Raw genomic sequence first — 24,427 nt, 5'->3', positions numbered from 1 at the left:
GGGGTTTTTCCGTTATTCGGCCATTTTTTCTAAATTGCCGTTCCGGTCCATTTTAAAGGACGGAGAGGCATGTTCGTCGTCTTCAAATAAAACTAGTTTTCTGGCTCTGTTCATAATTTTTACCAAGGTTTCGTAGTCTTCCTGAATGGTTTTTTGATCTTTTTCAAGCTTTTCGACGGCCGCTTCCAGCTGCTCGGTTTTAGACTGAAGTTCTTGGTTTTCCCGTTTTAAACGGTCATTTTCCATTTGCAGGGCGGAAGTTTGCTTTCCGCTGCCTTCATAGCTCTGCAGAAATTGAATGACGTCTGCCATTGTGAGCTCCGCCTTTTGGCTCGGCTGCTGAGGCGCCAGCAAATGTGATAAACTAGCTAACTCTTCCTTGAAGCTTTCATCGACATAAGGCATATGTTCGCCGGACATGACGGCTTGCCGATCCTCTTTTGGCGCTTCCGTTTGAACCGTCTCTTCGGCTGCGGTTTCCTGCATGATGTCCGCATCCGGTGCAGGCGGCTGATATAATAGTTTCTTCTTGGCCGGCTGGCCGTTTCCGAGCGCGCGCATCCGCTGTTTCCGCTGTTTTTTGGCAAGCTGAAGCGCTTTTTCGTATTGATGGCGCACGACGGCATTCCATCTGAAACCGCACGCTGCCGACGTTCTGTTTAATTTATCGCCTACCTCTTCAAAGGCGTTCAGCTGCGTGCTTCCTTCCCGGACGTGCCGGAGCACGGTTTCCGCAAGCAGCAGGTCGTTTTCCTCCGACCAGGCGTCCTGTCTTTGTTTTGTCAATGTTCTCAACCCCCAATATCTTTGATGGTATTAGAATGTCCAGATTGGAAAATATTTATACAAATTGGCTGAAAGAATGAGAGATACGCAGAGCCTTGCAGGATAAGATGAATCCTTGTACAATGAGATGTGATGTGATTTTTTTCGTTTTTAAAATTAAGATTTAACATAGAGGAACATTGAATGAAGGGAAGCGTACATCATGGCTAATGAATTCCGAGTGTGTGATGATTGCCAGGCCACCAATATTAAGACTTTGCTGCCGCGTTTGAAAGAAGCTGACCCGGATGCAAAAGTGGAGGTCGGATGTCAGTCATATTGCGGGCCCGGACGCAAAAAATCGTTTGCTTTCGTAAACAACCGCCCGCTGTCGGCGCCGACTGAGGACGAGCTGATTGAGAAAGTGAAAAAGAAGATCAAAAAGTAAATGTGTATTTTACGACAGCCTCGCCCGATGGGTCAGGCTTTTTTGCTTCAAAAAATCAATGACGGAAAACTGGAACAAAACGCCGGACAAATTCAAGGATGTTTTCAAATTACAGAGCCGATATAATAGAATCACGGCTAAAAAAAAGAGGGAATGACGATGGCGTATCCAAACGGAAAATTATCAGAAGAAAAAGTGTTTAAAGATCCCGTTCACCGCTATGTTCATGTGCGGGACAAGCTGATCTGGGATTTGATCGGCACCCGTGAATTTCAGCGGCTGCGCCGGATCAAACAGCTCGGTACGACGTATTTGACGTTTCACGGCGCGGAACACAGCCGTTTTAACCATTCTCTCGGCGTCTATGAGATTGTCAGACGAATGGTTGATGATGTTTTTAAAGGGCGTCCTGAATGGGATGACAATGAACGCGAACTCTGTCTCAGCGCCGCGCTTTTGCACGATTTGGGACATGGGCCGTTTTCGCATTCCTTTGAAAAGGTTTTTCATCTGGATCATGAAGACTATACGAGGGAAATCATTCTCGGCGACACCGAGGTGAATCAGGTTCTCAGAAAGGCGGGACCGGGATTTCCGCAGGATGTTGCCGAAGTCATTGCCAAAACATACAAAAACAAACAGGTGGTCAGCTTGATTTCGAGCCAGATTGACGCCGACAGGATGGATTACCTTCAGCGGGACGCATACTATACGGGCGTCAGCTACGGACATTTTGATATGGAACGGATTTTAAGGGTGATGCGTCCGCGAGAGGACCAAATCGTCATTAAGCAAAGCGGCATGCACGCCGTCGAAGACTATATTATGAGCCGCTATCAAATGTACTGGCAGGTGTATTTTCATCCCGTGACGAGAAGCGCTGAAGTCATTTTGACGAAAATTCTCCACCGTGCGAAGCAGCTCCATGAAGAAGGGTATATCTTCACTCATGCTCCCGTTCATTTTTATTCCATTTTTGAAGGGAAGCTGACGCTTGCGGATTATCTGAAGCTTGATGAAGCCATCATTTTATATTATTTCCAAGCTTGGGAAGAAGAAGAGGACCCGATTCTGTCCGACTTGTGCCGCCGCTTCATTAACCGCCAGCTGTTTCAATATGCCGAATTTAACCCCAATGAGGAAATGTCGGCTTATTTTGAACTGACCGCTCTGTTTAAAGAGGCGGGAATTGATCCCAATTACTATTTAGTGGTCGATTCTTCATCGGATCTGCCGTATGATTTTTACCGGCCGGGTGAAGAGGAGGAGCGTCTGCCGATTCACCTGTTAACGCAGAAGGGCCAGATCAAAGAGCTGTCCAGGCAGTCCGCCATTGTCGAATCCATTTCGGGCAAACGCCGGACGGACCATAAGCTCTACTATCCGATGGACCTCATTTGTGACGATTCAGAAAACCCTGAAGCAAAATTAAAAATCCGGCAGCTGCTGGGACTGACATAGAAGGATTTTGGTAAAGAAGGAAAAGGAGATGTCGGGAATTTGTTGAAAGAACATGCAAAACTGATGAAGGTGTTCTCGGATTCTGGAGAAATCATCGGGCGGAAAAAGCTGCAGAAAATCATTTATATCGCGAAGAAAATGCAGTATCCTTTCTACGAAAAATATGATTTTCATTTTTACGGCCCGTATTCCGAAGAACTGACGCTTCGAATTGAAGAGCTGTGCAATCTTGGGTTTCTGGATGAGGTGAAGGAAAAAAAGGGCGGCTACTTTCAATACCGGTACTCGCTGACGGAGACGGGAGCCGAGTTTTTACATCATGCGGAGCTTACGATGCCGGATATGAAGAAGTACATCGACAGCGTCAACAGCCGCTCATCCCGGTTTTTGGAGCTGGTGTCTACGATTTTGTATTTTGACGGCCTTGAAGCTGAGGAAAAGAAAGAGAAAGTGTTTACGATAAAAAGCAAACAGAAATATACGGATGAAGAATATGATGAGGCGCTTCACTACATAGAAGAGCTGAAACACATTTGTTAAAGGCGATGGCTTTCGTCTTTTTTGATGAAAAAACCAGGCCGCGATAAAGCGGGCCTGGTTTTGTTTATTGTCTCAATTTGCTGTGCTTGTACGAATATAAAAAGTAAACGATCACGCCGATGATCAGCCAGACGGCAAAATAAAGCCACGTTTTCAGCGGCAGATTGACCATTAAAAACAAACAGCAGATAATGGCCAAAATCGGCAGAACGGGTACAAAAGGCACTTTAAATCCCCGTGGCAGATCCTTATGGGTGCGGCGCAGAATCAGCACGGACAGACTGACCATGGCAAATGTCAATAGCGCGCCGATGTTTGAGAGATCTGACAGCTCTTTCAGATCAACAAAACCCGCGATGCATGCGCTGATCAGTCCGATCAGCCACGTATTAAAGATCGGCGCTCCCGATTTCTTTCCGACAATGGTAAAGACTTTCGGCAGCATTCCGTCTCTTGCCATCGCAAAAGATATACGGGTCGCCGCATAGGTATGGGCGAGAACGACGGCCATCAGTCCGATCACCGCACCGGCAGCGATAACGCCCGCCACCGCGTTTTGTCCGACAGACTGCAGCACATAAGACATGGCTTCCGGCACATTAAGCTGTGAATACGGAACCATCCCCGTCATGACGAGACAGACGATGACGTATACCAATGTACAGATCACCAGTGAACCGATAATACCGATCGGCAGGTTGCGCTGCGGTTTTTTGACTTCTTCAGCCGAAGCGGAAATCGCGTCAAATCCGAGAAACGCAAAAAAGACGGCAGAAGCCCCCGTAATGACGCCTTTGATTCCAAAAGGCATAAAAGGATGCCAATTGCCCGGCTTTACAAAAAAGCTTCCTGTGATGATAAACAGCAAAACAATTCCGATTTTTACGAGAACCATTATATTATTAAAGGTTTTGCTCTCTTTAGAGCCGCGTGACAGAACGACGGCAATTAATAGAGTAATGATGATGGCAGGAAGGTTGACGATGCCCCCCTGGCTCGGCACGTGCAGCAGACTGTCCGGCAAAGGCATGCCGATTTCGGCTAACAGATTATTAAAATAACTTGACCAGCCGCTTGCCACCGCCGACGCCGTCACCATATAAACGGATAAGAGCGTCCAGCCCATTAAATGGCCGACAATTTCTCCCATGGTAGTGTAAGAGTAAATATAGGCACTTCCGTAAACCGGGAGAACAGAAGCGATTTCGGCGTAACATAATGCTGCAAGGCTGCAGACAACGGCTGCAATGATAAAAGAAAAGATTACGGAAGGCCCGGCGTTTTTCGCGGCCGTAATGCCTGTAAGAACCATGACGCCCGTCCCGATGACGGCGCCGATGCCCAGTAATGTTAAATCAAATCCACCCATCGTTTTGGCAGTCTGCCTGTTTCTGCTTTGTTCAAGCAGCTGGGTGATGTCTTTTTTTTGTAGGATATTCCGCAACACGCATCCCTCCATCCAAAAGTAAAAGCCAAGAGGGCCTCTTTGGCTTTTACCCGTGTCACATCTTCTGTGTAATCGACAATCCTGTGTTCTGTTTCCCCGTCTGTTCCGTTTCTTTTCCAGTCATATTGTCTGCCGCATCCGATCAGATTATCCTTTCCGTCAAACGCAGTCACCCTTAATGATTTTACCTGAATCATGTCTATAAAACCAGCATTGCATAAAAGGGATGGGTAAAAAAGCAGGAGATAATAGTCTGTATAGGGCAGGATAAAAGTTGTGGGCTTTCCGGCCGGAATTTTGACTTTCTCCGTAAGGTATCAGTAAAATGTAATAAAAAACAAACAATGATGATGGATGCATCTTGAAATGGGGAGTTTCTGCATGAAGCACGATATATTACAAGCAAATGTACTGGATTACGCGCTCACGAAATATTTAAAGAGCACGAAAAAGCTTGATGAGGCGACAATTCCGAAGAGTATAAACAATATCAGAGGATTTATTCTCAGGATTATTTACCGGCACGGCACGTGCACGATTAAAGATATATTGCAGGAAGTCACATTATCGCCTTCAGCCACGACAACCGCTCTGAATCACTTAGAAAAAGAGGGTTTCGTGGAAAGGTCGAGAAATAACGAAGACCGACGCACGGTATGGATGACGCTTTCCGAATCGGGAAAAATGGCGGCCATGCAAATGATTGAAAACCGGCAGATGCTCATTGACGAGCTGTTCGAAGCATTGACAGAAGAAGAAAAGAATACCTTTTTCAGCCTCGTTGAAAAAGTAATGAAATAAGCCGGCCTGACATAGCAGCGCCGGCCATTATCAAGGATTACTCCGTATCGCTGATCCGTTTGCCGGCGACGGCGTAATGATCCTTTCTCATTTCTTCAATCATGACAATGATCTTTTCTTCGGCTGCGCCTGTCGTTTCTTTTACGGCTTCTGTCACTTTTTCAACCAGATTCCGTTTTTGTTCATCTGTGCGGCCTTCAAGCATTTTAACGGTTACGAGCGGCATGGTGCTGATCCTCCTTTATCGTTTCCTCACTTTGGAAGAGAGGTCACTTATAGTATACTGAATGAAGGACAATCTTGCATTTTTTAAAAAAGGGGATTTTTACATTTGGACAGATTTTTATATTATCCGCTGGAGCTTATGCCCTATGTCGTGATTACGCTGATTGTGGCATTTACGATGCATGAACTGGCGCACGCGTATGTCGCGTATCGGTTCGGAGACGATACCGCGGCGAGGCAGGGCAGATTAACGCTCAATCCGATTAAACATCTTGATGTTTTCGGAACGATTCTAATTTTGGTCGCGGGTTTCGGCTGGGCCCGTCCGGTGCCGGTGAACCGCCGCGCCTTTAAAAGACCGCGGCTGGCGGGAGTGCTGGTTTCCGTCGCCGGGCCTGTAAGCAACCTGCTTCTTGCCTTTATCGGTTTCTTTTTGCTAGTGTTGATGCATGCTTACGGAATGGAGCTGCTTTCTGCATTCAGCATGGGGCTTGACCGCTTTTTCTCTATTTGGATTCAGCTGAATCTCGCGCTGTGTTTATTCAACCTGCTGCCGCTTCCTCCGCTTGACGGCTACCGGATTATTGAGGATCTCGTGCCGCCGCGGGTGCGCGCCAAAATGACTCAGTTTGAGAGCTACGGGATTATCGTGTTTCTCGTGCTGTTTGTGACACCGGTCGGCTCCTATGTCGTGTGGCCGCTGTTAAGCGAGGGGAGAGACTGGATTCTCAAGGTATTTGCCATTATATTTCAACCGCTTTTGTAGGAGGGTATTTTCATGGAAGAAAAAAAGAAGAAAACAATCGGATTTAATATTATTAAAAGTGATCCGACCGACGGACATGGCGGTTTTGGCGCCGGGGCGCTGAGCCTTGACAATATTTCTCCGGTATTTGTCGATGTGGAAGAGAAGGAAGCCTTCGTTGACATCGGCGCCATGCATGCCCGCAGTGTCGTTGAAAAAGGCATCAAATTCCTGCCGAACAAAGATGAAGTGCCGAACGGAAAACCGTACTGGCTCGTGTGGGTCACCATCGACAGAAAAGAAGAAGGCCCTTTTTACGCGGGTGTGACGGCTTGTGAAATGACCGTGGACAGAAGTATCCGCAGAGGCTATAAGTCATTGCCGGAGCATGTGAATTTAATGGATAAATCAATGAAGCGCTGCATTATCGTGGACAAAATGGACGCCAGCTCAAAGCAGGTGCTTGCTGAATTTCTGCAGAAGCATGACCAAGGGCTCTGGGAACGTTCATCCGATGAATTGAAAACAGGTCTGCTTCCGGAAGAAAAATAATTTGTGAACTTTTTGTGAACTTTATAAATATTTGCACTATTTTGCAATTGTACTGAGTAAACTGTTGATACAGAATCAGGACATGGAAAGCCCCGAGCCGAACCAAGACTCGGGGTTTTTCATGTTTACGCGGAGGTTTCATCATGTTCACCGTCTTTGAAATCGGGCCATGGGTCATTGAAGCAGATGCGGAGGAAACGAGAAAACAATACGAAAAATCATGGCCTGATCCTTGCGATTGCGGGAGCTGCCGGAACTTTTCCGAGGCGGTGAATCTCCTTCCCGCCGAGAAAACAAGATTGTTTACGCAGTTTGGGATTCGTCCGGCTGTCTGTCACGACTTGGGGGAGCATGGAAAGGAAGACGGCCTGCATCATTATGCGGGCAGCTATCCGATTGTCGGCAGGCTTAGGGAAGGCTGGCCGAAGTTTCATATCGAGAGGGCGGGAGATATCCGCTTTTCGTTTTCATTGCCGAGTACAACATTTTTTATACCGAAGGGTTTTCCTGACCCTATTATCCATCTCGACTTTTCACTCTTGCTCCCGTGGGTGCTTGAGGAAGACGCGGATTAAAGCCCGGCGCGCAATGCACCGGGCTCAGTCTTTTTTGCCGAGCCACTTATCCCACCACTTTTTGCGCGGAGCTTCTTTGCGGGCGGGGGCGTGTTCCTTTTCTTTTTTAGAAGGTTCCGGTCCGTAGCACACATCCGCGGGCTCAGTGCCTGCGATGAAATACGTATAATGCTTTGCGGCGCAGCCGGGTCCCGAAGTGTAGCCGGAAGCGGGATCGATATAGACGCCCGTGACGCCCTTCGGCGGTTTAAGCGCTATTTCCGGTTCTCCTTCGAGCGCCTTCTCCATAAAGTCCGCCCAAATCGTCTTCGCATAGCTTTTTTCCTCTACTGAATCAATCGTGCTGCTTTTGTCATAGCCTGTCCATACACCGGCGGCAAGAGCCGGGTTAAAGCCGATCATCCAGCTGTCTGCGCTCGTCGTGCCTGATTTACCGCCATAGGTTCGTGTCAGCCGGTCAGAAATGGTGCGTCCCGTGACGGAAGTATAGCCGTTTAAATCCTGATCAAACATGCCCGTCATCATGCTCGCCGTCACAAAAGCGGCTTTTTTATCAAGCGTCTGCTGATGTCCGCGCGGCTGTTCATACAAGATGTTGCCGGCGGTATCCGTCACTTTTGTGATAAAGGAAGGGGTGATTTGTTTTCCCCCGTTTACGAGCATCGCGTAGGCATTAACCATCTCAATCGGGCGCACGGGTTCAGTTCCGAGCGCCAGAGACGGAAGAGGCTTTAAATGTTCGCTGATGCCGAATTCCTTTGCAGCCGACACGAGCTTATTCATGCCGAGAAAGAGATGGGTCTTCACGGCATAAATGTTGTCTGATAACGCAAGCGCCTGAAGCAGCGTAATCGGTTTATTGGCGTAGTAGCCGTTGTAATTGCTTGGAGAATAAGTATTTCCGTTGTCGTCAATCTGGAACTCTGTGGCTTCGCTTTTCATCAGCGTGACCGGTGTAAAGCCGCTTTGAATCGCTTTGTAGTACAAAAGCGGCTTGATCGTGGAAGCCGGCTGCCGTTTCGCCTGTGTCGCCCGGTCAAACGGGCTTTTTTCGTAGTCACGTCCGCCGAGAAGCGCAAGCACGCGCCCTGTTGCCGGATCAATCGCGGAAAAGCCGACCTGAATGTCAGAGCCGGTACGGATCGTATGTGCCACAGTGTTTTCCGCAATCCGCTGCATGCGCTTATCAAGCGTCGTATAAACACGCAATCCGCTCGTTGCGAGCTGTTCGCGCGTCATGCCGAGCTTTTTCTCGAGTTCTTTCATCGCATCATCGTAAAAATAAGGCGCCGTTTTCGCTGCGGTTCTGTTTTTCAGCGGCTGATAGGCAAGCGGCGTTTTCTTAAGCCTTTCCGCCTTTTCTTTTGAGATCATTTTTTGGCCGATCATCAGTCGGAGAATGGTTTCCTGGCGCTGTTTGGCCTTCTTTTCGCTGACATATGGCGAATAGCCGGACGGGCCTTTCGGTATGCCCGCCAAGAGCACGGCTTCCGCATCGTTCAGATCTTTGGCGTGTTTGCCGAAATACAGGCGCGAGGCGGCTTCAATTCCATATGCGCCGTGGCCGTAATATATCGTATTTACATAACCTTCTAAAATCTCGTTTTTAGAATAGTTCTGTTCAAGGCGGATCGTGTAAAAGGCTTCATTCCATTTACGTTTCCATGTCTTATCATGCTCAAGGTAGAGATTTCTCGCGTATTGCTGGGTGATGGTGCTTGCGCCCTGAACCTTGGCCATTGCCTTTATGTCAGCCAGCGCGGCGGCGGCCATCCGCCGGTAATCAAAACCGTGGTGATTGTAAAAGTTTTGATCCTCCACCGCTATGGCGGCCTGCACCGCTATCGGATTGATATCTTTTAACCGGACCCAGTAGCGCTTTTCCCCAAAATCGGTCTCACCTAGCTTTGAGCCGTCATTTGCATAAAGAATCGTAGACTGAGGAACCCGGACGGAGGGGGCCCCCTGCCATTTCGCTGCAAGAAGAACGGATGTGAAGCAGACGCCGGCCAGCATTCCGCCGATCAGTGTCAGAAAGATGCAGGCGCGGATGATTTTGAATGTGATTCTGAGCTGTTTTCCAGATACTTTATCCACTTTTGGGAACCCCCTTTTTCATGATTCTATTATTATGTGAAAAAAGGGGGTTTTTTAAACATATCAAACCGGACACTTCTTTACTTTTTCCCCGCCATCCTCTATACTTTTTCCTTAGGTGAAAATGAGATTTTAACCGGAATAAAAGCGATACAGACGCTTACAATAAATGAAATAAGCCTTGAAAGGGAGATGACAATTGAGCGAGCTTTGGTATACGGAGAAGCAGACGAAGAATTTCGGCATTACATTAAAGGTGAAACAAACATTACATACGGAACAGACGGAATTTCAGCATCTGGAAATGGTGGAGACAGAAGAATTCGGCAACATGCTGTTCTTAGACGGAATGGTCATGACTTCTGAAAAAGATGAATTCGTCTATCATGAAATGGTTGCGCACGTCCCGTTATTTACGCACCCGAATCCGGAAAACGTCCTCGTTGTCGGCGGCGGAGACGGCGGTGTCATCAGAGAGATTCTGAAGCACCCAAGCGTAAAAAAAGCGACGCTTGTCGACATTGACGGCAAGGTTATTGAATACTCTAAAAAATTCCTTCCGTCCATTGCGGGCAAGCTTGATGATCCGCGCGTCGACGTGAGAGTCGATGACGGTTTCATGCACATCGCGAAATCAGAAAATGAGTATGACGTCATCATGGTTGATTCAACAGAACCGGTCGGACCGGCCGTCAATCTGTTCTCAAAAGGCTTCTATGCCGGAATTTCCAAGGCGTTAAAAGAAGACGGCATCTTCGTCGCGCAGACGGACAACCCGTGGTTTACACCGGAACTGATTACAAACGTTCAGCGTGACGTGAAAGAAATCTTCCCGATCACCCGCCTGTATACGGCTAATATCCCGACGTACCCGAGCGGCCTGTGGACATTTACGATCGGTTCTAAAAAGTACGATCCGCTTGAAGTGGAGGACAGCCGTTTCTTTGACATCGACACGAAATATTACACGAAAGAGCTTCACAAAGCGGCATTTGTTCTTCCGAAATTTGTGAGCGACTTAATCAAATAAAAACGTACGGCGCAGGAGCGAATCTTGCGCTTTTTTACAGGAAAGCGAGGGTTTTATCATGAGGTTTGATGAAGCATATTCAGGAAAAGTATTTATCGCAAGCCGCCCCGACTGGAAAGAGGCGGACGCCATCCTTTATGGCATGCCGATGGATTGGACGGTCAGCTACCGTCCGGGTTCGCGTTTCGGCCCGGGGAGAATCCGCGAGGTGTCTATCGGTCTTGAAGAATACAGCCCGTATCTCGACCGTGACTTGGCTGATTTGAATTTCTTTGACGCCGGCGATATTCCGCTTCCGTTCGGCAATCCGCAAAGAAGCCTTGATATGATTGAAGAATACGTGGACAGCATTTTAGAAAAAGGAAAGTTCCCGCTCGGCATGGGAGGGGAGCACCTTGTATCATGGCCTGTCATAAAAGCCATGTATAAGAAGTTTCCGGACCTTGCCATCATTCATTTTGACGCGCACACCGACCTGCGCACGGATTATGAAGGCGAACCGCTTTCCCACTCTACTCCGATCCGCAAAGCGGCCGAGCTCATCGGGCCGCAAAATGTATTTTCATTCGGCATCCGTTCCGGAATGAAGGAAGAATTTGAATGGGCGAAAGAAAACGGCATGCACATTTCTAAGTTTGAAGTGCTTGAGCCGCTGAAAAAAGTGCTGCCGCAGCTTGCGGGACGCCCTGTTTATGTCACCATCGATATCGACGTTCTTGATCCCGCTCATGCGCCGGGAACGGGCACGGTTGACGCAGGAGGCATCACGTCTAAAGAATTGCTCGCGTCCATCCATGAAATCGCGCGCTCAGAAGTCAACGTAAAAGGCGCTGACCTCGTAGAAGTCGCGCCGGTCTATGACCACTCAGAACAAACCGCAAACACGGCAAGCAAGATGATTCGTGAAATGCTGCTTGGGTTTGTGAAATAAAAGAATTTCCCCCGCTTGAAACATGCGGGGGATTTTTATATTGTATATAAACTACTTAGAAGTTAGTAAAAGCAACATATTATTTTACCATTAATCATTGATGTTATTGATAAAAATTATATAATAGGGTATTATTTAGTAAATACATCTTTAGAAAGGAAGTTAGAATGAAAACAGCAGTAGAAAATGAATTGGAATTAAAAAAGATTGAAATTTCAGTAATTAAACTGATAATTGCTGAAAAACCTAATAAAGAGATCGCTAAGTCATTAAACTACTCGCAGCGTAATGTCGAATATATCATAGCCGGTCTCTGTAAAAAGTGGAATGTGAGTACTAGAGTCGGTATTGTTTCGGAAGCATATAAAAGGAACTGTATACAGTGAACGAAATGAAAGAAAAACCCCTATTGAGGGGGTTTATTTATATATGCTAAAAAAACATTCTATACAGGAATGCCGTAAAAATAAAAACTGAGATTGTCAGGTAGTTCAAATTTGTTCTCCATTTCAGAAGAATAAACAAAAGAAATAAGTATGCAATATTGAACAAATCAAAGATAGAAAAAATCAAATGATTACTTGTGAAAAATAAACTAGTATTTGGATGTTCTGCGAAAATGTTTTTGAATGATATAAGAAAAAACTTAATTGCGACCGGGATGTTAGAAAACATAAATAGGGAATAAAAGGTTTTAATCTTAATTTGAGCGCCAAGAAAATTTATAATGAGAAATAATACAAATCCTTCAAAAATCACCCCGAACATTAAAAGAAACAGTGCGGCTATCGCAATGATATAATCTAAATGTTTTACTTGCTCAACAACTTGTATAGGGATGTTTTTGGGAATTAAACTTTTCATAAAAGGTAAAAGGGAACTTAAATAAAAAGCTAACCCGATAATATAAAACAAAAACGAGGACAAAAAATTAATGTTTCGTTCCTTAAATGAGGATAATTCAATTTGCATAATCTTAAGAGGCTCCTTTTATAAAGATAGGTGTAAGAAATGTTTCTAACATAGCTGCTATCATTAAACCGAGAAATATAATACCAATATATTTAAAAGTGAATTTTAAATTTATTTTGAGGAGTAATAAATCCAAAGTTAATTTCATTCCTACAGAGGCTGCAAGAAGCAATACCGGCACTTCAATTATTCCATGGGGAATAACAAGCAGTAAAAGGTTTAAATTGTCTTTGATGTTTCCTATCGCATTCCCTAAAATTAATCCATTAATAATTAAAACAGCAACCGTGCCAAGCGACAGCGTCAACGGGCCTAAAAAAACAAGCAGACTCGCTACTTTAATATTATTAAAGAAAATCTGAAAAAAATCCGGACGGATATTTCGATTTAGATTATTTACATTTGAAGCGGGATCTGTATAAAAATATGCTGTAAATAAAGCAATTAAAAATAAGATCAGACAGAGTATGTACAATTTGACTAAAACGTTCTTTTTAAACAAAGTATTTTCATCCATTCGTTTAAGGGACTGCCAGGGATATTGAATTTAATGTTTTATATTAAGCTGCTGCTGTACTTGCTGCAGCCAATTGTTCTAAAACGGCTAATGGCAAGCCTGCACCAAGAGATCCTAAAACAGTAATGATAGCCAGGACTGAACCCGTTGCAGTGATAGCACTGACAATCCAACTAGGAGCTATTATTCCAGCTCTGTTTAAAATATCGATGACATCCATGCTTAAATGATTATGTTTTATACTGAAAAGAGCGAGAACAATGATTCCTGATGCTACTAATGTAAAAATCGCTTTACTATTTTGTGTTTTTAAAAGTAGACTCATTTTTTCCTCCAATTTTTTCAATATCCCCAGCAAGTTAAATAATAAAATATATTGGAAGCTATTTGAATTGCGGATTTCCGAAAAAATATTTAAGAGGTGAAATCCGTTAAGGTATCTGCTGGCTTATTTCAGTACAAAGAAAGCCGGACCATATGTATGATCCGGCTTTCTTTGTACTGAAACATTTATACTTTTTTTTCAAGAATAATATCAAAATAATCGGCTGCCCCATAACCTGAAATAGGAGGAGCAAATATTTGAACCAGCTTCCATCCTTGCTGCGAATACTTTTCAATAATTTCTTTATAGTCTTCTTTAGGCTTTCCTTTCCATCGGTTTACTTCTACTTTTATGAACTTATATTCGTACATTGCTGTATAATCCTCCGGAAGTGTATTGGAATTGTTACCTTGTTTTTCGATTATGATAAACTTGAATCCATAAATAGAGCGCGCAGCCTATTAAAAGTATTGGGAATTGCCATCCTGTATTTCCGTTTTTAAAATAATCTATTAATGACCATATCAGTAAAGCGACAGTATAAAAACTAAATGCTATTCTGGCGGCTATACCCGATTGGTGTTTTTGCATCTCATCCATTTTCTTCATAAGAACCGCTCCCTTACTTTTTTTTGGCGTTATAGTTGAATACTTTATCTATTCCCGTATTTAATGCGTGAGCTATCGAAAAAGCCAGACTTAAAGTCGGGTCATATTTATTATTTTCAATTGCATTGATGGTTTGCCTGGTCACATTGCAGAGCTTAGCCAGATCATTTTGTGAAATATCAGCTGCTGTTCTAAGTTTTTTAATATTGTTATCCACTAAAACCCTCCTTAAAAATTTTTGTTTTTATTTTAAACTTTCAAATTTATATATATTTATTTTAAATAATATATGTATATGTGTCAAATACTTTTTACACATTTGAATTTTAAGGTATACTTTTTGTTTTTGCAATTAGTTGTTTATATAAAAAACGGCTTGCAGTTTAACCTGCAAGCCTAAAAGTAATCATCATTTAAATCATTCCGCGCTGAGCAACTTCAAATTGATGTTTCGGTGCACTTGCGATGTCGGCTGAAACAAAAACAGTGCTTATTGCCAAGCAAGTAAGTGCTAATTTATACTTCAATTTCATACAACTTCACACCTCCTTGAATCTGCTGTCTTGTTTCTTCCACCTTTAAAAAATATGCGGAAGCCTTCTCGAAATTTTCTCTTTCATGATAATATTTTGCCACATCTAAGGCAAAATCTTCAAGATCAGCATACATCGATTTATCTCTGAGAAAGTCAAAACATTCCATGATTGCTTCTTCATCAGGCTCACCGACATATAAAGATTCTAAAAATTCATACTCGACTATATATAGGGAATCTTCTGCTTCCTCTGCATAAGATACCCCTTTGTCATGATATTGTCTGGCTATGGCCATATTTCCGATTTTATAATGTATTTGTGTGATTAAGAAATAGGCTTGCGGGAGAGAAGTGATAATGTTCCCATCTTCAAAAACAGCTATTGCCCGTTTTATGTAATCAATGGCTGGTTTGTAATTTTCTTGGCTGTTAAAACAAAGTCCGATATTATATAGAGTCCGGCCCATTAATTGTGGCTGCTGTTCTGCCTCTGCCATGGCATAAGCCTTTTTAAAATGCTGAATTGCTTCATCATATTGCTTTAAGTCAAGAAAGTTGGTAGCGAACAATGAATGGCACTGAAGCACCCTTATATTATATGCCTCCTGCTTATGATAAATTTTATAAGCCTGCCGGGCATAATCCATAGAAAAATAAGTCTGTTTCATATAATAGTAGGACTCTGACATCTTAAAATAAAATTCAGCTTTCTCGATACAATCTTTGACAAAATCAAGCTTATATTCAGCTTTCTTAAAAAACTGAATCGCTGAAAGATATTCACGGCATTCCAGCTCATACATCCCCCGGAAAAAATTAAAATAATAATCAAGACGTCCGGTCAGCCGGGCCTGCTTTTTATCAATATCCGCGAGCAGATCCGATAGTCTAGGCTGTTCTTCTATCCGCTGCGATTCCAGCGGTTCGAGGTATTCGAGCATCAGATTATGGCGGAATTCCATGAGAGAATAGTATAGATGAAGATCCTGATCATCTTCCAGACCTGCAAGTTCTTCTTTGATTTCTCTCCGCAAGTACTCGGCGTCCGGGATGCTGAACCTTCGAATGTACATATACCATTCGTTGATTTTTTCTCCAACCGCTGAAGATGATAAAACACTCGCCACTATTCCGAATCCCTCCCTTCCACGTTATGTATATGACATATTTTATCATTTTCATTCGGAAGGATAGCGCAAAAATACCGCAATGTTTTCTTTCGTTAAAACCGCATGTCTGCGGATATCATTTCAAAAATCCACTATTATCCCCACAATTTGTACAAGCAAACAAATACACCTTCCCATATTCTGTTGTATCTGCGTGAGCAGTGTATGTCTGAAAAGGAAGTGAAGATATGAGAAATAACAAGCTTTCCTTTAAAGAAAAAGCAGGAGCCGCACAAGAAGAATGTTTATGTTTTTGCGAGGAAGAAGCAAGCCGTGAAGCGATGTTTCAAGCGCCGATTGAATTGCCTGAGGGGTTTGTCGTTGATCCGGCTGAAGCTGTTGCAAACGTGACGTGGAATGCAGACAGCCTTTCTTGTGTCATTGAACGCTGTTTCATTGAGACGGGGCCAGAGCCTGATGAAATCGGTGTTCAATTCGCAGTGCGCCTGCAGGGAACTGTTACGCTTCTCGTCAGTGTCTCACCAGTGCGAAATCAATATGGACAAGGGAACGGGTCTGTTTCTGTCATCCGCAATGCAGAGATTGACCAAGTCGTCTATTATTCTGATGAACCCGATGATTGCCCGGATGTCAGTGACATTACGATCGAGAACCTTGTTGTCGTTCCGCCATTCTATGGCAGTCCTTTATCGGTGACGGGCACGATTGTGTTTGTTCCTGAGCCGGAACCCGTTTATGCGTTTACAGCGAATCCAAATGATCAATCAGTTTCTGTGATTGATACAAACACTCATACTGTTGTGACAACGATTGCTCTACCGTACCTGCCGACAGGTATTGAAATAACTCCGGATAAAAGTGCTGTGTTTGTTTTGCACTTCAACAATAATGTGATTTCTGTCATCGATTATGACACTTTAACAGTGACAGCATCCATACTGCTGGATCAGCCGCCTAGATCGATAAAATGTATCCCAAATCATGAGTTTGCTTATGTTCTCGGCGATACTGCGATTTATGTGATTGGAATTGATACGTTAACTGTGGATAGGTCGATTCCTGTGGAAGGATTTGATTTTGCAATTGATCCCAATGGGTTATTCGCCTATGTTCTTGATTTTGGTTTAGTGCAAAAAGTGGACCTATTCACCGGTGAAGTCACAGGAACGATTGAACGAGAGCTTATCGTATCATCCATAGAAACAAATTGGCCGGAGCGGTATGCGTATGTCTTAGAACAAGAATTCTTATTCAATTATTTGACGGTTATTGACTTAAATACGTTTACGATCAGCATTACCCAAGAGCTGGAGCCTGATGGCCAATATGTAATGTTTACGAGTGGATCAGAGGTGTATTTACATGACAGCTTCACTGGCAATTTATATGCTGTCAGTCCGAATGGTGCAGGCGTTATAGGAAATGTTCCGCAATCGGCAAGAGACTTTGCGTTTACTCCGAATGGCGAATTTCTGTATGCTGCTCATTTTTTAGAGCAGAACATCACTGTTTACAACACGGATGATTATTCTGTGGAAACTGTGATATCTCTTGGGGTTTCACCGGGAGATATTGTGATTTAACCAACTGCATGCTGTACATTTCTAAAAGGACGTGAATTCATGAAAAAGAATGATCTGTCTGCTTTACAGGAAAATTGTTTCTGTTTTTGTGATGAGGAAATTAGCAGAGAAGCGCCGTTTCTAGTGCCGATTGACATTCCCGAGGGGTTCACCATTGATTCTGCCGAAGCAGCTGCGACGGTTACATGGAGTACTGATCATTTATTATGTATCAGTGAGCCTTGCTTAATCCAGACTGGGCCGGAACCAGAAGATATCGGTGTTCGATATGCCGTGAGAGTAAAAGGGACCGTTACGCTTCTTGTCAGTGTGTCGCCTGTACGAAATCAATATGGACAAGGGGACGGGTCTGTTTCTGTGATTCATACTGAAGAGATTGATCAAGTTGTTTATTATGCAGCGCAGTCTGGCCGCTGTCCTGATTTCAGTCAAATAACAGTGGAAGATCTTCTCATTGTACCGCCTTTCTACGGCAGTCCGCTTACGGTGGCCGGGACACTTGTTTTACCGCCACCGCCAGACCCTCAATCGTATGTGTTTACAGCCAATTCAGGAGACAGCACGGTTTCGGTTATTGATTCAGATTTAAACACTGTTGTAAAAACAATCCCTTTTTCTGACGTGCCAACTAATCTAGGCGTTACTTTCGATAAAGCTTTCACGTATATCCTCCATGGGAATACCAACCTTGTCTCAGTGCTAGATAATAAAACATTAACCATCATAAATACCGTCACTGTTGGAGGAGGGCCGAGAAAGGTTGAATTTGATTCAACAGATGAGTTCGCGTACGTGATGGCCGCCGGATCTATATATATGATCAACATGGCCTCTCAATCGGTCATTGATGTCATTCCGATACCCGGCGCTTTAGACTTTGCTCTTGATCCGAATGGACAGTATGTCTATACCGCTAATGGAAGCAGTTGGTCGGTTGATAAATATGATGTAAATACTGGGCAGTTGGTAGAAAGTATCATAGATACATTTGAATTTCCCAGTTTAATTGCCACTCCTTACGCTGGAAATTTTGCGTATGTGTTGAATGGTGAGCTGCTGCCGAAAGGGGTAACGGAGATCAGTTTGTCACCATTAAGCAGGGGAGGCGACTTCAACCGTTTATTTGAAACTCTGAGGACGATTGTATTTTCTCGCGATAGCACTAGGGCTTATTTTCTAGAGCCATATAGTGAACCGTTTCTCATTAATAACTTATACGTAGTTAATACGGCTGGACAGAGGATCATTGCAAACGTGTCTCTGCCCGGCGCCTTTGACCTCGCCGTAACACCTGATAATCAGTACATTTATGCAGCACAGCCCGGCGACAATACCGTAACCGTGTACCGCACGAGTGATTATACAGCCATGACGGTGATTCCGGTTGGGACTGGTCCGTCAGCGATTGCGATGTAGCTTATTTCACAGGTTGAGAGAAGCAGAGCTGCGATAAAAAAATCGTTTATAAATAAATGAGCCGATCTGCTGGATGGCAGCCAGGATGATTAAAAACAGCAGTTCACTTACAGTGAAACTGAGCATCCGCCAAACCCCGGCTCCTGTCAGCGCTCCCGCATGCCCTTTTTTGAACAGGCTGACATGCTGGAAAAGCTGCAGCAAGTACGTCCGCATAAAATACAATAAATACAAAATCAGTAACACCGCGAGTCCCATTGATACGGCAAGGGGCGTGTGAAAGCGGAAAGGGACGGCTTTGACGATTTCGAACACGCAGCCGAATATGATGACTTGGCATAATACAGCAGCCATCACGTGTGTTTGGCGGACGTTTTTATAGCTGTCACGCAGCGCTTTGACATCGTTGGCATTTCTGCTGCACAATCTATGTTGCCGGAAGTCGCAGCAGCTTCGATGAGACTGTGTGAGTTTCTGAAAAGCTGCTGTCATGTTTTTTACGGATTGGGTGACATAGTGATATGATTTTCTCTTCTCATAAGGAACTGCTTTTTATGAGGTTTATCTTCAAATCTAATGAGCAATGATGGTAAGATAGAAGCAGTTGAAGTTTACAAGCTGAATGATTATACTATTCAAGTCAAAGTGGAATGATGAAAAGGACGTGTCAAAATGAAGCAAGAGACACCGATAACACTCCATGTGAAGTCTGTGATCGAGGATGACGGAAATGATGAAGTCATCGAATTCCGTACTACCGGATTTTACTATGTAAAACAACAAAAAGTGTATCTATCTTATTATGAAGAACACGACCTAGGCAAAGTAAAAACGATTGTGAAGGTGAGCGAAGGCGAAGTCCTGATCATGAGGTCAGGCGCTGTTAAAATGAATCAGCGTTTCATAACGGGAGCTTCCACAATTGCGAAATATAAAATGTCATTTGGTGAGCTTGAGCTGGAAACAAGCACAAAATCGATTCAATCTGATCTCGGTGAAGAAAAAGGCCGAATCAGCATCGCATATGACATGCATGTCGGAGACGGGCAGCAGCATTTACATAATATGACGATCACGTATGAGGGAGGAACTCACGCATGAACATTGCGGAACAAATGAAGGACGTGCTGAAGGAAGAAATCAAAGCAGCCGTTCTGAAAGCGGGCCTGGCGGACGAAAGCCAGATTCCAAGCGTACTGTTAGAAACGCCGAAAGAAAAAACACACGGTGATTATTCCACAAACATGGCGATGCAGCTGGCGAGAATCGCAAAAAAAGCGCCGCGCCAAATCGCTGAGGAGATCGTGGCGTCATTTGATAAAGGCAAAGCTTCCATTGAAAAGATGGATATTGCGGGACCTGGCTTTATCAACTTTTACATGAACAACAGCTACTTAACAAAACTGATTCCGTCCGTGCTTGAAGCGGGTGAACATTACGGAGAGACAAACATCGGACAAGGCGAAAAGATTCAGGTCGAATTCGTATCAGCCAACCCGACGGGAGATCTTCACTTAGGCCATGCGCGCGGCGCGGCGGTAGGTGACGCGCTGTGCAGCGTTCTTTCTAAAGCGGGCTATGATGTGAGCCGCGAGTACTATATTAATGATGCGGGCAACCAGATTAACAACCTGGCGCTTTCCGTTGAAGTCCGTTATTTTGAAGCGCTCGGTCTCGAGAAACCGATGCCGGAAGACGGCTACCGCGGCGAGGATATTATCGCCATCGGGAAAAAGCTTGCCGAAGATTTCGGCGACCGTTTCGTACATGAAGAGGAGAGCGAACGTCAGGCGTTTTTCCGTGAATACGGCTTAAAGTACGAGCTTGATAAACTTCGCTCCGACCTGGAAAATTTCCGCGTGCCGTTTGACGTATGGTATTCTGAAACGTCACTGTACGAAAACGGAAAAATTGATCAGGCGCTTGAGGCGCTTCGCGAAAAGGGCCATGTATACGAAGAGGACGGCGCGACATGGTTCCGCTCCACAACGTTCGGCGACGATAAAGACCGTGTGCTGATCAAAAAAGACGGCTCATACACTTATTTGCTGCCGGATATCGCATACCATAAAGACAAACTTGACCGCGGATTCGACAAGCTCATCAATGTATGGGGCGCGGATCACCACGGGTATATTCCGCGTATGAAAGCGGCAATTGAAGCGCTCGGTTACAAGAAAGGCACATTGGAAGTTGAGATCATTCAGCTCGTTCATTTATACAAAAACGGCGAAAAAATGAAGATGAGCAAACGTACGGGGAAAGCCGTAACGATGCGCGACTTGATTGAAGAAGTCGGCTTGGATGCCGTGCGTTATTTCTTCGCGATGCGCAGTGCTGATACGCACATGGATTTTGACTTGGATCTTGCCGTATCCACATCTAACGAAAACCCTGTGTATTATGCACAATACGCACATGCACGTATTTGCAGCATGCTTCGCCAAGGGGAGGAGCAGGGACTTAAACCGGCGGCAGATCTTGATTTCAGCCATATTCAATCAGAAAAAGAATATGACCTGCTGAAAACGATCGGCGGCTTCCCTGAGGCAGTGGCAGAAGCGGCGGAAAAACGCATTCCTCACCGTGTCACAAACTATATTTATGATCTGGCTTCCGCTCTGCACAGCTTCTACAATGCGGAGAAAGTCCTCGATCCGGAAAATAAAGAGAAGAGCCGCGCGCGTCTCGCTTTAATGAAGGCGACGCAAATTACGCTGAACAATGCGCTTCAGCTGATCGGCGTATCGGCTCCGGAAAAAATGTAATGATGATCAAAGGACAAAGTCTTCGGGCTTTGTTTTTTTTTTGTATATAAAGCGTGTGATGTAATTCACAATCCCGCACACTGAGTTTTTGTATGATAAGACTGATATTGAATCAGTGAAAGGGGCAAGCCGAATGATCAATCGTCAACATATTCAATTATCGTTGCAGTCATTAAGCTTAGTGGCAGGGTTTATGGTGTGGGTGCTGATTTCATCGCTCATTTCTCAAATGACATCAGATATTCATTTAAGCAAAGGCGAAATTTCATTGGTGACGGCGATTCCCGTTATTCTCGGATCGCTTCTCCGTATTCCTTTAGGATATTTAACGAACAGGTACGGGGCGCGGCTGATGTTTATGATCAGCTTCATCCTGCTTTTGTTTCCTGTATTTTGGATCAGTATCGCGGATTCTTTATTTGATTTAATCGCGGGCGGCTTTTTCTTAGGGATCGGGGGAGCGGTATTCTCCATCGGAGTGACGTCCCTCCCGAAATATTATCCGAAAGAAAAGCACGGTGTCGTCAATGGGATTTACGGTGCCGGAAACATCGGGACCGCCGTTACTACCTTTGCGGCGCCGGTTATCGCTCAAGCCGCGGGATGGAAAGCAACCGTGCAGATGTATCTTGTTTTGCTGGCTGTTTTCGCATTACTGCACGTTTTGTTCGGCGACCGGCATGAGAAGAAAGTCAAAGTTTCCATAAAGACACAAATGAAAGCCGTTTACCGAAATCATGTGCTGTGGATGTTGAGCCTGTTTTATTTAATTACGTTCGGCGCCTTTGTCGCCTTTACCATCTATCTTCCGAATTTTTTGGTTGAGCATTTTGGGCTGAGCCCTGCGGACGCCGGTCTGCGGACGGCCGGCTTTATTGCGGTCTCTACGCTGCTCAGGCCTGTGGGAGGGTTTCTTGCAGATAAACTGAGCCCGCTCCGCATTCTGATGTTCGTTTTCGCAGGGCTTACGCTGTCAGGGGTCATGCTGTCATTCTCCCCGACGATCGGCCTTTATGCGTTTGGATCGCTGACGGTGGCAGTCTGCTCAGGGATTGGAAACGGAACGGTATTTAAACTGGTGCCTTTCTATTTTTCGAAGCAAGCGGGAATTGCCAACGGGATTGTGTCTGCTATGGGCGGACTGGGCGGTTTTTTCCCTCCGCTGATTCTGGCAAGTGTATTTCAGGCAACAGGCCAATACGCGATCGGGTTTATGGCGCTTTCAGAGGTCGCGTTAGCCAGCTTTGTTCTTGTGATCTGGATGTATTGGCAGGAAAGAATGAAAACACATACGGAGAGAAACAGTCAGAGCCTCAATTCATAATGATCCATTCACAAGATTGTTAGTTTTTTCTGGGTGAGTGCAAATCAAGTCACGTTACAATATACATACGCAACGTGACTTTCTTCGAGGTGAGCTCATGAATATTCTCTCTGTCCGAAAATCTGATAAAGAACTTCTTTCCCGCGAACTGCATGAATTGCTGGAATCGATCAGTACGAAAAGGAAAATGAAAAAACACACTTATTTGTTTCAAGAAGGAATGGATGCAAAAGAGCTTTATCTGATTCAGTCAGGACTCATTGAAATCGGCAAGCTGACGTCTGACGGAAAAGACCTGACGCTTAGAATCTGCCAAAAAAACGATATTGTCGGGGAATTGACGCTATTCACAGATGAGCCGAGATATATGCTCAGTGCGAAAGTGTTAGAGGATGGCGAGGTGCTCGTCATTAATAAAAACAAGCTGGAAAAGGAATTGATCCAAAACGGTGTTTTGACGTTTGAATTTATGAAATGGATGAGCACCCATCTTCGAAAAATCCAGTCCAAGATCAGGGACCTGCTTCTTCACGGCAAAAAGGGGGCGCTCTATTCCACCCTTATCCGCTTATCAAACAGCTACGGGGTGGAACGAAGCGACGGGATTCTGATTAACATTGTGCTGACAAATCAGGATTTGGCCAAGTTTTGCGCGGCGGCAAGGGAGAGCGTCAACCGCATGCTGGGAGACCTCCGCAAACAAGGGGTTATTTCGATAGACGAAACCGGAAAAATTATTTTGCACAAGCGGGACTATTTACGATGCGAGATCGAGTGTGAAAATTGTCCGCTGGAGATCTGCAATATTGACTGAAAAAAACAAGGGCAGCCGGTGTCCTTGTTTTTCAGCTTGTGATACATATACACATGACGGCGAAAAAGAAGCCGGCATTTACGATTTCCAGAATGCCGATCGTTTTCACCGGCCAGTCTCTTCCGTGAAAAAACCAGGCCCGCAGACTGCTTGGGATAAAAGCGAGAAACGCCCAGCCTGCCCCGAGAAGAGCCGATAAAATGGGGAGCAAGAGGTGATATCCCCACGACCAGTATGCAAAGGTTCTGTTTTTTCTCTCCCGTATGACCGATTTCACATAAAAAGAACTCCCGACAAAAAATAAAGCGGATTGCAAGAATAGAAACCAGGCCCAGCCGTCAAGGGTTCCCGTTCCCAGCCAGCAGCTCGCAAGCCCGCCTGAACAAAAGAACAGAACACCTGCAATATCATTCGTGAGCGCCCGTTCGTTTTTTCGGCGGGCATAATGCGTATGTATGAGAAACAGCGGCAATAAAAAAACGCCGATCCAGACGAGCTGCGGCTTATGATAGACAGAAATGATCAAAAAGCAGCAGGCCGGAAAACCGTAATACCATATCCACTTTTGATAGGGCTGAAGCTGTTTCTTTTTCAAAGCGAGCGAAACGGGATAAACCGTCAAGTAAAGGAACAGCCAGCCCAGAAAGAGCGGAATATGCCAGAAAACCGGGCCTCCCTTGATCATGCCGAGTAAAAATGGAATCAGCAGCATCGCCCATGCGCCGTGCTGCTTCGGAATCATCGCCTTCATCGAAACCCTCCTTTTTATTTCATTATAAGTACAAACACTCTCCTGATAAGTGACTTTTATCATACA

The 24,427-nt window shown here is 44.8% G+C and carries 28 protein-coding genes and 1 pseudogene; 16 read left to right on the top strand and 13 right to left on the bottom strand.

Translation table 11 applies throughout. From position 1 onward, the window contains the following. Window positions 1-12: 12 nt before the first annotated feature. Entirely contained in the window at window positions 13-786 is a 774-nt protein-coding gene (locus JNUCC21_RS19650) for an RsfA family transcriptional regulator (protein ID WP_012118695.1), read from the bottom strand. A 202-nt stretch (window positions 787-988) separates the two neighbouring features. On the opposite strand from JNUCC21_RS19650, the gene JNUCC21_RS19645 reads away from it, so the two are divergent. The 3 genes from JNUCC21_RS19645 to JNUCC21_RS19635 all read left to right on the top strand — a co-directional run bounded on the left by JNUCC21_RS19645 (window position 989) and on the right by JNUCC21_RS19635 (window position 3,214). After that, entirely contained in the window at window positions 989-1,213 is a 225-nt protein-coding gene (locus tag JNUCC21_RS19645; protein WP_003151034.1) for a DUF1450 domain-containing protein, read from the top strand. Window positions 1,214-1,372: 159 nt separating this feature from the next. After that, a complete protein-coding gene (locus JNUCC21_RS19640) occupies window positions 1,373-2,674 on the top strand; it encodes an HD domain-containing protein (RefSeq protein ID WP_007407654.1) in 1,302 nt (433 codons plus the stop codon). 39 nt (window positions 2,675-2,713) lie between these two features. After that, entirely contained in the window at window positions 2,714-3,214 is a 501-nt protein-coding gene (locus tag JNUCC21_RS19635; RefSeq protein WP_007407653.1) for a YwgA family protein, read from the top strand. Window positions 3,215-3,278: 64 nt separating this feature from the next. On the opposite strand, the gene JNUCC21_RS19630 is transcribed toward JNUCC21_RS19635, so the two are convergent. Continuing rightward, window positions 3,279-4,658 (bottom strand): amino acid permease, encoded by a 1,380-nt coding sequence (locus JNUCC21_RS19630; protein ID WP_032865071.1) that lies wholly within the window; start codon window positions 4,656-4,658, stop codon window positions 3,279-3,281. 384 nt (window positions 4,659-5,042) lie between these two features. Here JNUCC21_RS19630 and JNUCC21_RS19625 point away from each other — a divergent pair, with 384 nt between their 5' ends. Continuing rightward, window positions 5,043-5,462: a MarR family winged helix-turn-helix transcriptional regulator gene (locus JNUCC21_RS19625; RefSeq protein ID WP_012118692.1), complete on the top strand. Its 420-nt coding sequence runs from the start codon at window positions 5,043-5,045 to the stop codon at window positions 5,460-5,462. A gap of 37 nt (window positions 5,463-5,499) precedes the next feature. Here the strand turns inward: JNUCC21_RS19625 and JNUCC21_RS19620 are convergent, their stop codons facing one another. Beyond that, window positions 5,500-5,688, bottom strand: a complete 189-nt coding sequence (locus JNUCC21_RS19620; protein WP_003151042.1) for a 2-hydroxymuconate tautomerase — start codon at window positions 5,686-5,688, stop codon at window positions 5,500-5,502. 105 nt (window positions 5,689-5,793) lie between these two features. Here JNUCC21_RS19620 and JNUCC21_RS19615 point away from each other — a divergent pair, with 105 nt between their 5' ends. From JNUCC21_RS19615 to JNUCC21_RS19605, 3 genes are all read left to right on the top strand, one after another. Further along, on the top strand, window positions 5,794-6,453 hold the full coding sequence (locus tag JNUCC21_RS19615) for a site-2 protease family protein (RefSeq protein ID WP_003151043.1): 660 nt from the start codon (window positions 5,794-5,796) through the stop codon (window positions 6,451-6,453). 12 nt (window positions 6,454-6,465) lie between these two features. After that, the gene (locus tag JNUCC21_RS19610) at window positions 6,466-6,984 is read left to right on the top strand and encodes a YwhD family protein (protein ID WP_072589677.1); all 519 of its coding nucleotides are present in this window, start codon (window positions 6,466-6,468) and stop codon (window positions 6,982-6,984) included. Between the two features lie 143 nt (window positions 6,985-7,127). Continuing rightward, window positions 7,128-7,559 carry a hypothetical protein gene (locus JNUCC21_RS19605; RefSeq protein ID WP_072589676.1) on the top strand — a complete coding sequence of 144 codons (432 nt, stop codon included), beginning with the start codon at window positions 7,128-7,130 and terminating at the stop codon, window positions 7,557-7,559. A gap of 24 nt (window positions 7,560-7,583) precedes the next feature. Here the strand turns inward: JNUCC21_RS19605 and JNUCC21_RS19600 are convergent, their stop codons facing one another. Continuing rightward, window positions 7,584-9,656: a transglycosylase domain-containing protein gene (locus tag JNUCC21_RS19600; protein WP_369878420.1), complete on the bottom strand. Its 2,073-nt coding sequence runs from the start codon at window positions 9,654-9,656 to the stop codon at window positions 7,584-7,586. Window positions 9,657-9,855: 199 nt separating this feature from the next. On the opposite strand from JNUCC21_RS19600, the gene speE reads away from it, so the two are divergent. The 3 genes from speE (at window position 9,856) to JNUCC21_RS19585 (ending at window position 12,003) form a co-directional block, all read left to right on the top strand. Beyond that, the gene (gene speE, locus JNUCC21_RS19595; RefSeq protein WP_003151052.1) at window positions 9,856-10,686 is read left to right on the top strand and encodes a spermidine synthase; all 831 of its coding nucleotides are present in this window, start codon (window positions 9,856-9,858) and stop codon (window positions 10,684-10,686) included. 58 nt (window positions 10,687-10,744) lie between these two features. Beyond that, a complete protein-coding gene (gene speB / locus JNUCC21_RS19590) occupies window positions 10,745-11,617 on the top strand; it encodes an agmatinase (RefSeq protein WP_007614448.1) in 873 nt (290 codons plus the stop codon). Window positions 11,618-11,784: 167 nt separating this feature from the next. Then, a complete protein-coding gene (locus JNUCC21_RS19585) occupies window positions 11,785-12,003 on the top strand; it encodes a LuxR C-terminal-related transcriptional regulator (RefSeq protein ID WP_003151056.1) in 219 nt (72 codons plus the stop codon). Window positions 12,004-12,593: 590 nt separating this feature from the next. Here the strand turns inward: JNUCC21_RS19585 and JNUCC21_RS19580 are convergent. The 7 genes from JNUCC21_RS19580 to JNUCC21_RS19550 all read right to left on the bottom strand — a co-directional run bounded on the left by JNUCC21_RS19580 (window position 12,594) and on the right by JNUCC21_RS19550 (window position 15,702). Next, complete coding sequence (locus JNUCC21_RS19580; protein WP_039253458.1) at window positions 12,594-13,106, bottom strand: stage II sporulation protein M; 513 nt, start codon at window positions 13,104-13,106, stop codon at window positions 12,594-12,596. Window positions 13,107-13,149: 43 nt separating this feature from the next. Further along, entirely contained in the window at window positions 13,150-13,431 is a 282-nt protein-coding gene (locus JNUCC21_RS19575) for a hypothetical protein (RefSeq protein ID WP_007407643.1), read from the bottom strand. A gap of 185 nt (window positions 13,432-13,616) precedes the next feature. After that, the gene (locus JNUCC21_RS19570) at window positions 13,617-13,802 is read right to left on the bottom strand and encodes a DUF4177 domain-containing protein (RefSeq protein ID WP_007407642.1); all 186 of its coding nucleotides are present in this window, start codon (window positions 13,800-13,802) and stop codon (window positions 13,617-13,619) included. A 34-nt stretch (window positions 13,803-13,836) separates the two neighbouring features. Continuing rightward, on the bottom strand, window positions 13,837-14,040 hold the full coding sequence (locus JNUCC21_RS19565; RefSeq protein ID WP_007407641.1) for a hypothetical protein: 204 nt from the start codon (window positions 14,038-14,040) through the stop codon (window positions 13,837-13,839). Window positions 14,041-14,053: 13 nt separating this feature from the next. Continuing rightward, complete coding sequence (locus tag JNUCC21_RS19560; protein WP_007407640.1) at window positions 14,054-14,257, bottom strand: helix-turn-helix transcriptional regulator; 204 nt, start codon at window positions 14,255-14,257, stop codon at window positions 14,054-14,056. A 196-nt stretch (window positions 14,258-14,453) separates the two neighbouring features. Continuing rightward, window positions 14,454-14,573 carry a PhrC/PhrF family phosphatase-inhibitory pheromone gene (locus JNUCC21_RS19555; RefSeq protein WP_015240778.1) on the bottom strand — a complete coding sequence of 40 codons (120 nt, stop codon included), beginning with the start codon at window positions 14,571-14,573 and terminating at the stop codon, window positions 14,454-14,456. Then, window positions 14,557-15,702: a tetratricopeptide repeat protein gene (locus tag JNUCC21_RS19550; RefSeq protein WP_033574379.1), complete on the bottom strand. Its 1,146-nt coding sequence runs from the start codon at window positions 15,700-15,702 to the stop codon at window positions 14,557-14,559. Before JNUCC21_RS19550 ends, JNUCC21_RS19555 begins: the two co-directional genes overlap by 17 nt. Before the next feature lie 230 nt (window positions 15,703-15,932). Here JNUCC21_RS19550 and JNUCC21_RS19545 point away from each other — a divergent pair, with 230 nt between their 5' ends. Together JNUCC21_RS19545 and JNUCC21_RS19540 are read left to right on the top strand one after the other, a co-directional pair. Continuing rightward, window positions 15,933-17,288: a YncE family protein gene (locus tag JNUCC21_RS19545; protein ID WP_039253463.1), complete on the top strand. Its 1,356-nt coding sequence runs from the start codon at window positions 15,933-15,935 to the stop codon at window positions 17,286-17,288. Between the two features lie 39 nt (window positions 17,289-17,327). Continuing rightward, window positions 17,328-18,704 (top strand): YncE family protein, encoded by a 1,377-nt coding sequence (locus JNUCC21_RS19540; RefSeq protein WP_369878419.1) that lies wholly within the window; start codon window positions 17,328-17,330, stop codon window positions 18,702-18,704. A gap of 6 nt (window positions 18,705-18,710) precedes the next feature. On the opposite strand, the pseudogene JNUCC21_RS19535 reads toward JNUCC21_RS19540, so the two are convergent. Then, window positions 18,711-19,223 (bottom strand): annotated as a pseudogene (locus JNUCC21_RS19535) (bacteriocin biosynthesis protein AlbG); the annotation flags it as partial. 153 nt (window positions 19,224-19,376) lie between these two features. Here JNUCC21_RS19535 and JNUCC21_RS19530 point away from each other — a divergent pair. From JNUCC21_RS19530 to JNUCC21_RS19515, 4 genes are all read left to right on the top strand, one after another. Then, window positions 19,377-19,805, top strand: coding sequence for a DUF1934 domain-containing protein (locus JNUCC21_RS19530; protein WP_007407634.1), 429 nt, complete (start codon window positions 19,377-19,379; stop codon window positions 19,803-19,805). After that, complete coding sequence (gene argS, locus JNUCC21_RS19525) at window positions 19,802-21,472, top strand: arginine--tRNA ligase (RefSeq protein ID WP_369878418.1); 1,671 nt, start codon at window positions 19,802-19,804, stop codon at window positions 21,470-21,472. The genes JNUCC21_RS19530 and argS overlap by 4 nt, the downstream gene beginning before the upstream one ends. A 133-nt stretch (window positions 21,473-21,605) precedes the next feature. Continuing rightward, window positions 21,606-22,796 (top strand): nitrate transporter NarK, encoded by a 1,191-nt coding sequence (gene narK, locus JNUCC21_RS19520; protein ID WP_369878417.1) that lies wholly within the window; start codon window positions 21,606-21,608, stop codon window positions 22,794-22,796. A 97-nt stretch (window positions 22,797-22,893) separates the two neighbouring features. Then, window positions 22,894-23,610 (top strand): Crp/Fnr family transcriptional regulator, encoded by a 717-nt coding sequence (locus JNUCC21_RS19515; protein WP_007407631.1) that lies wholly within the window; start codon window positions 22,894-22,896, stop codon window positions 23,608-23,610. Window positions 23,611-23,641: 31 nt separating this feature from the next. On the opposite strand, the gene JNUCC21_RS19510 is transcribed toward JNUCC21_RS19515, so the two are convergent. Then, complete coding sequence (locus tag JNUCC21_RS19510) at window positions 23,642-24,361, bottom strand: YwiC-like family protein (RefSeq protein ID WP_369878416.1); 720 nt, start codon at window positions 24,359-24,361, stop codon at window positions 23,642-23,644. Between the last annotated feature and the right edge of the window lie 66 nt (window positions 24,362-24,427).

It is taken from the genome of Bacillus sp. JNUCC-21 (assembly GCF_041222765.1).
Taxonomy (GTDB): domain Bacteria; phylum Bacillota; class Bacilli; order Bacillales; family Bacillaceae; genus Bacillus; species Bacillus velezensis.
This window is presented reverse-complemented; position numbering and strand designations above follow the sequence as displayed.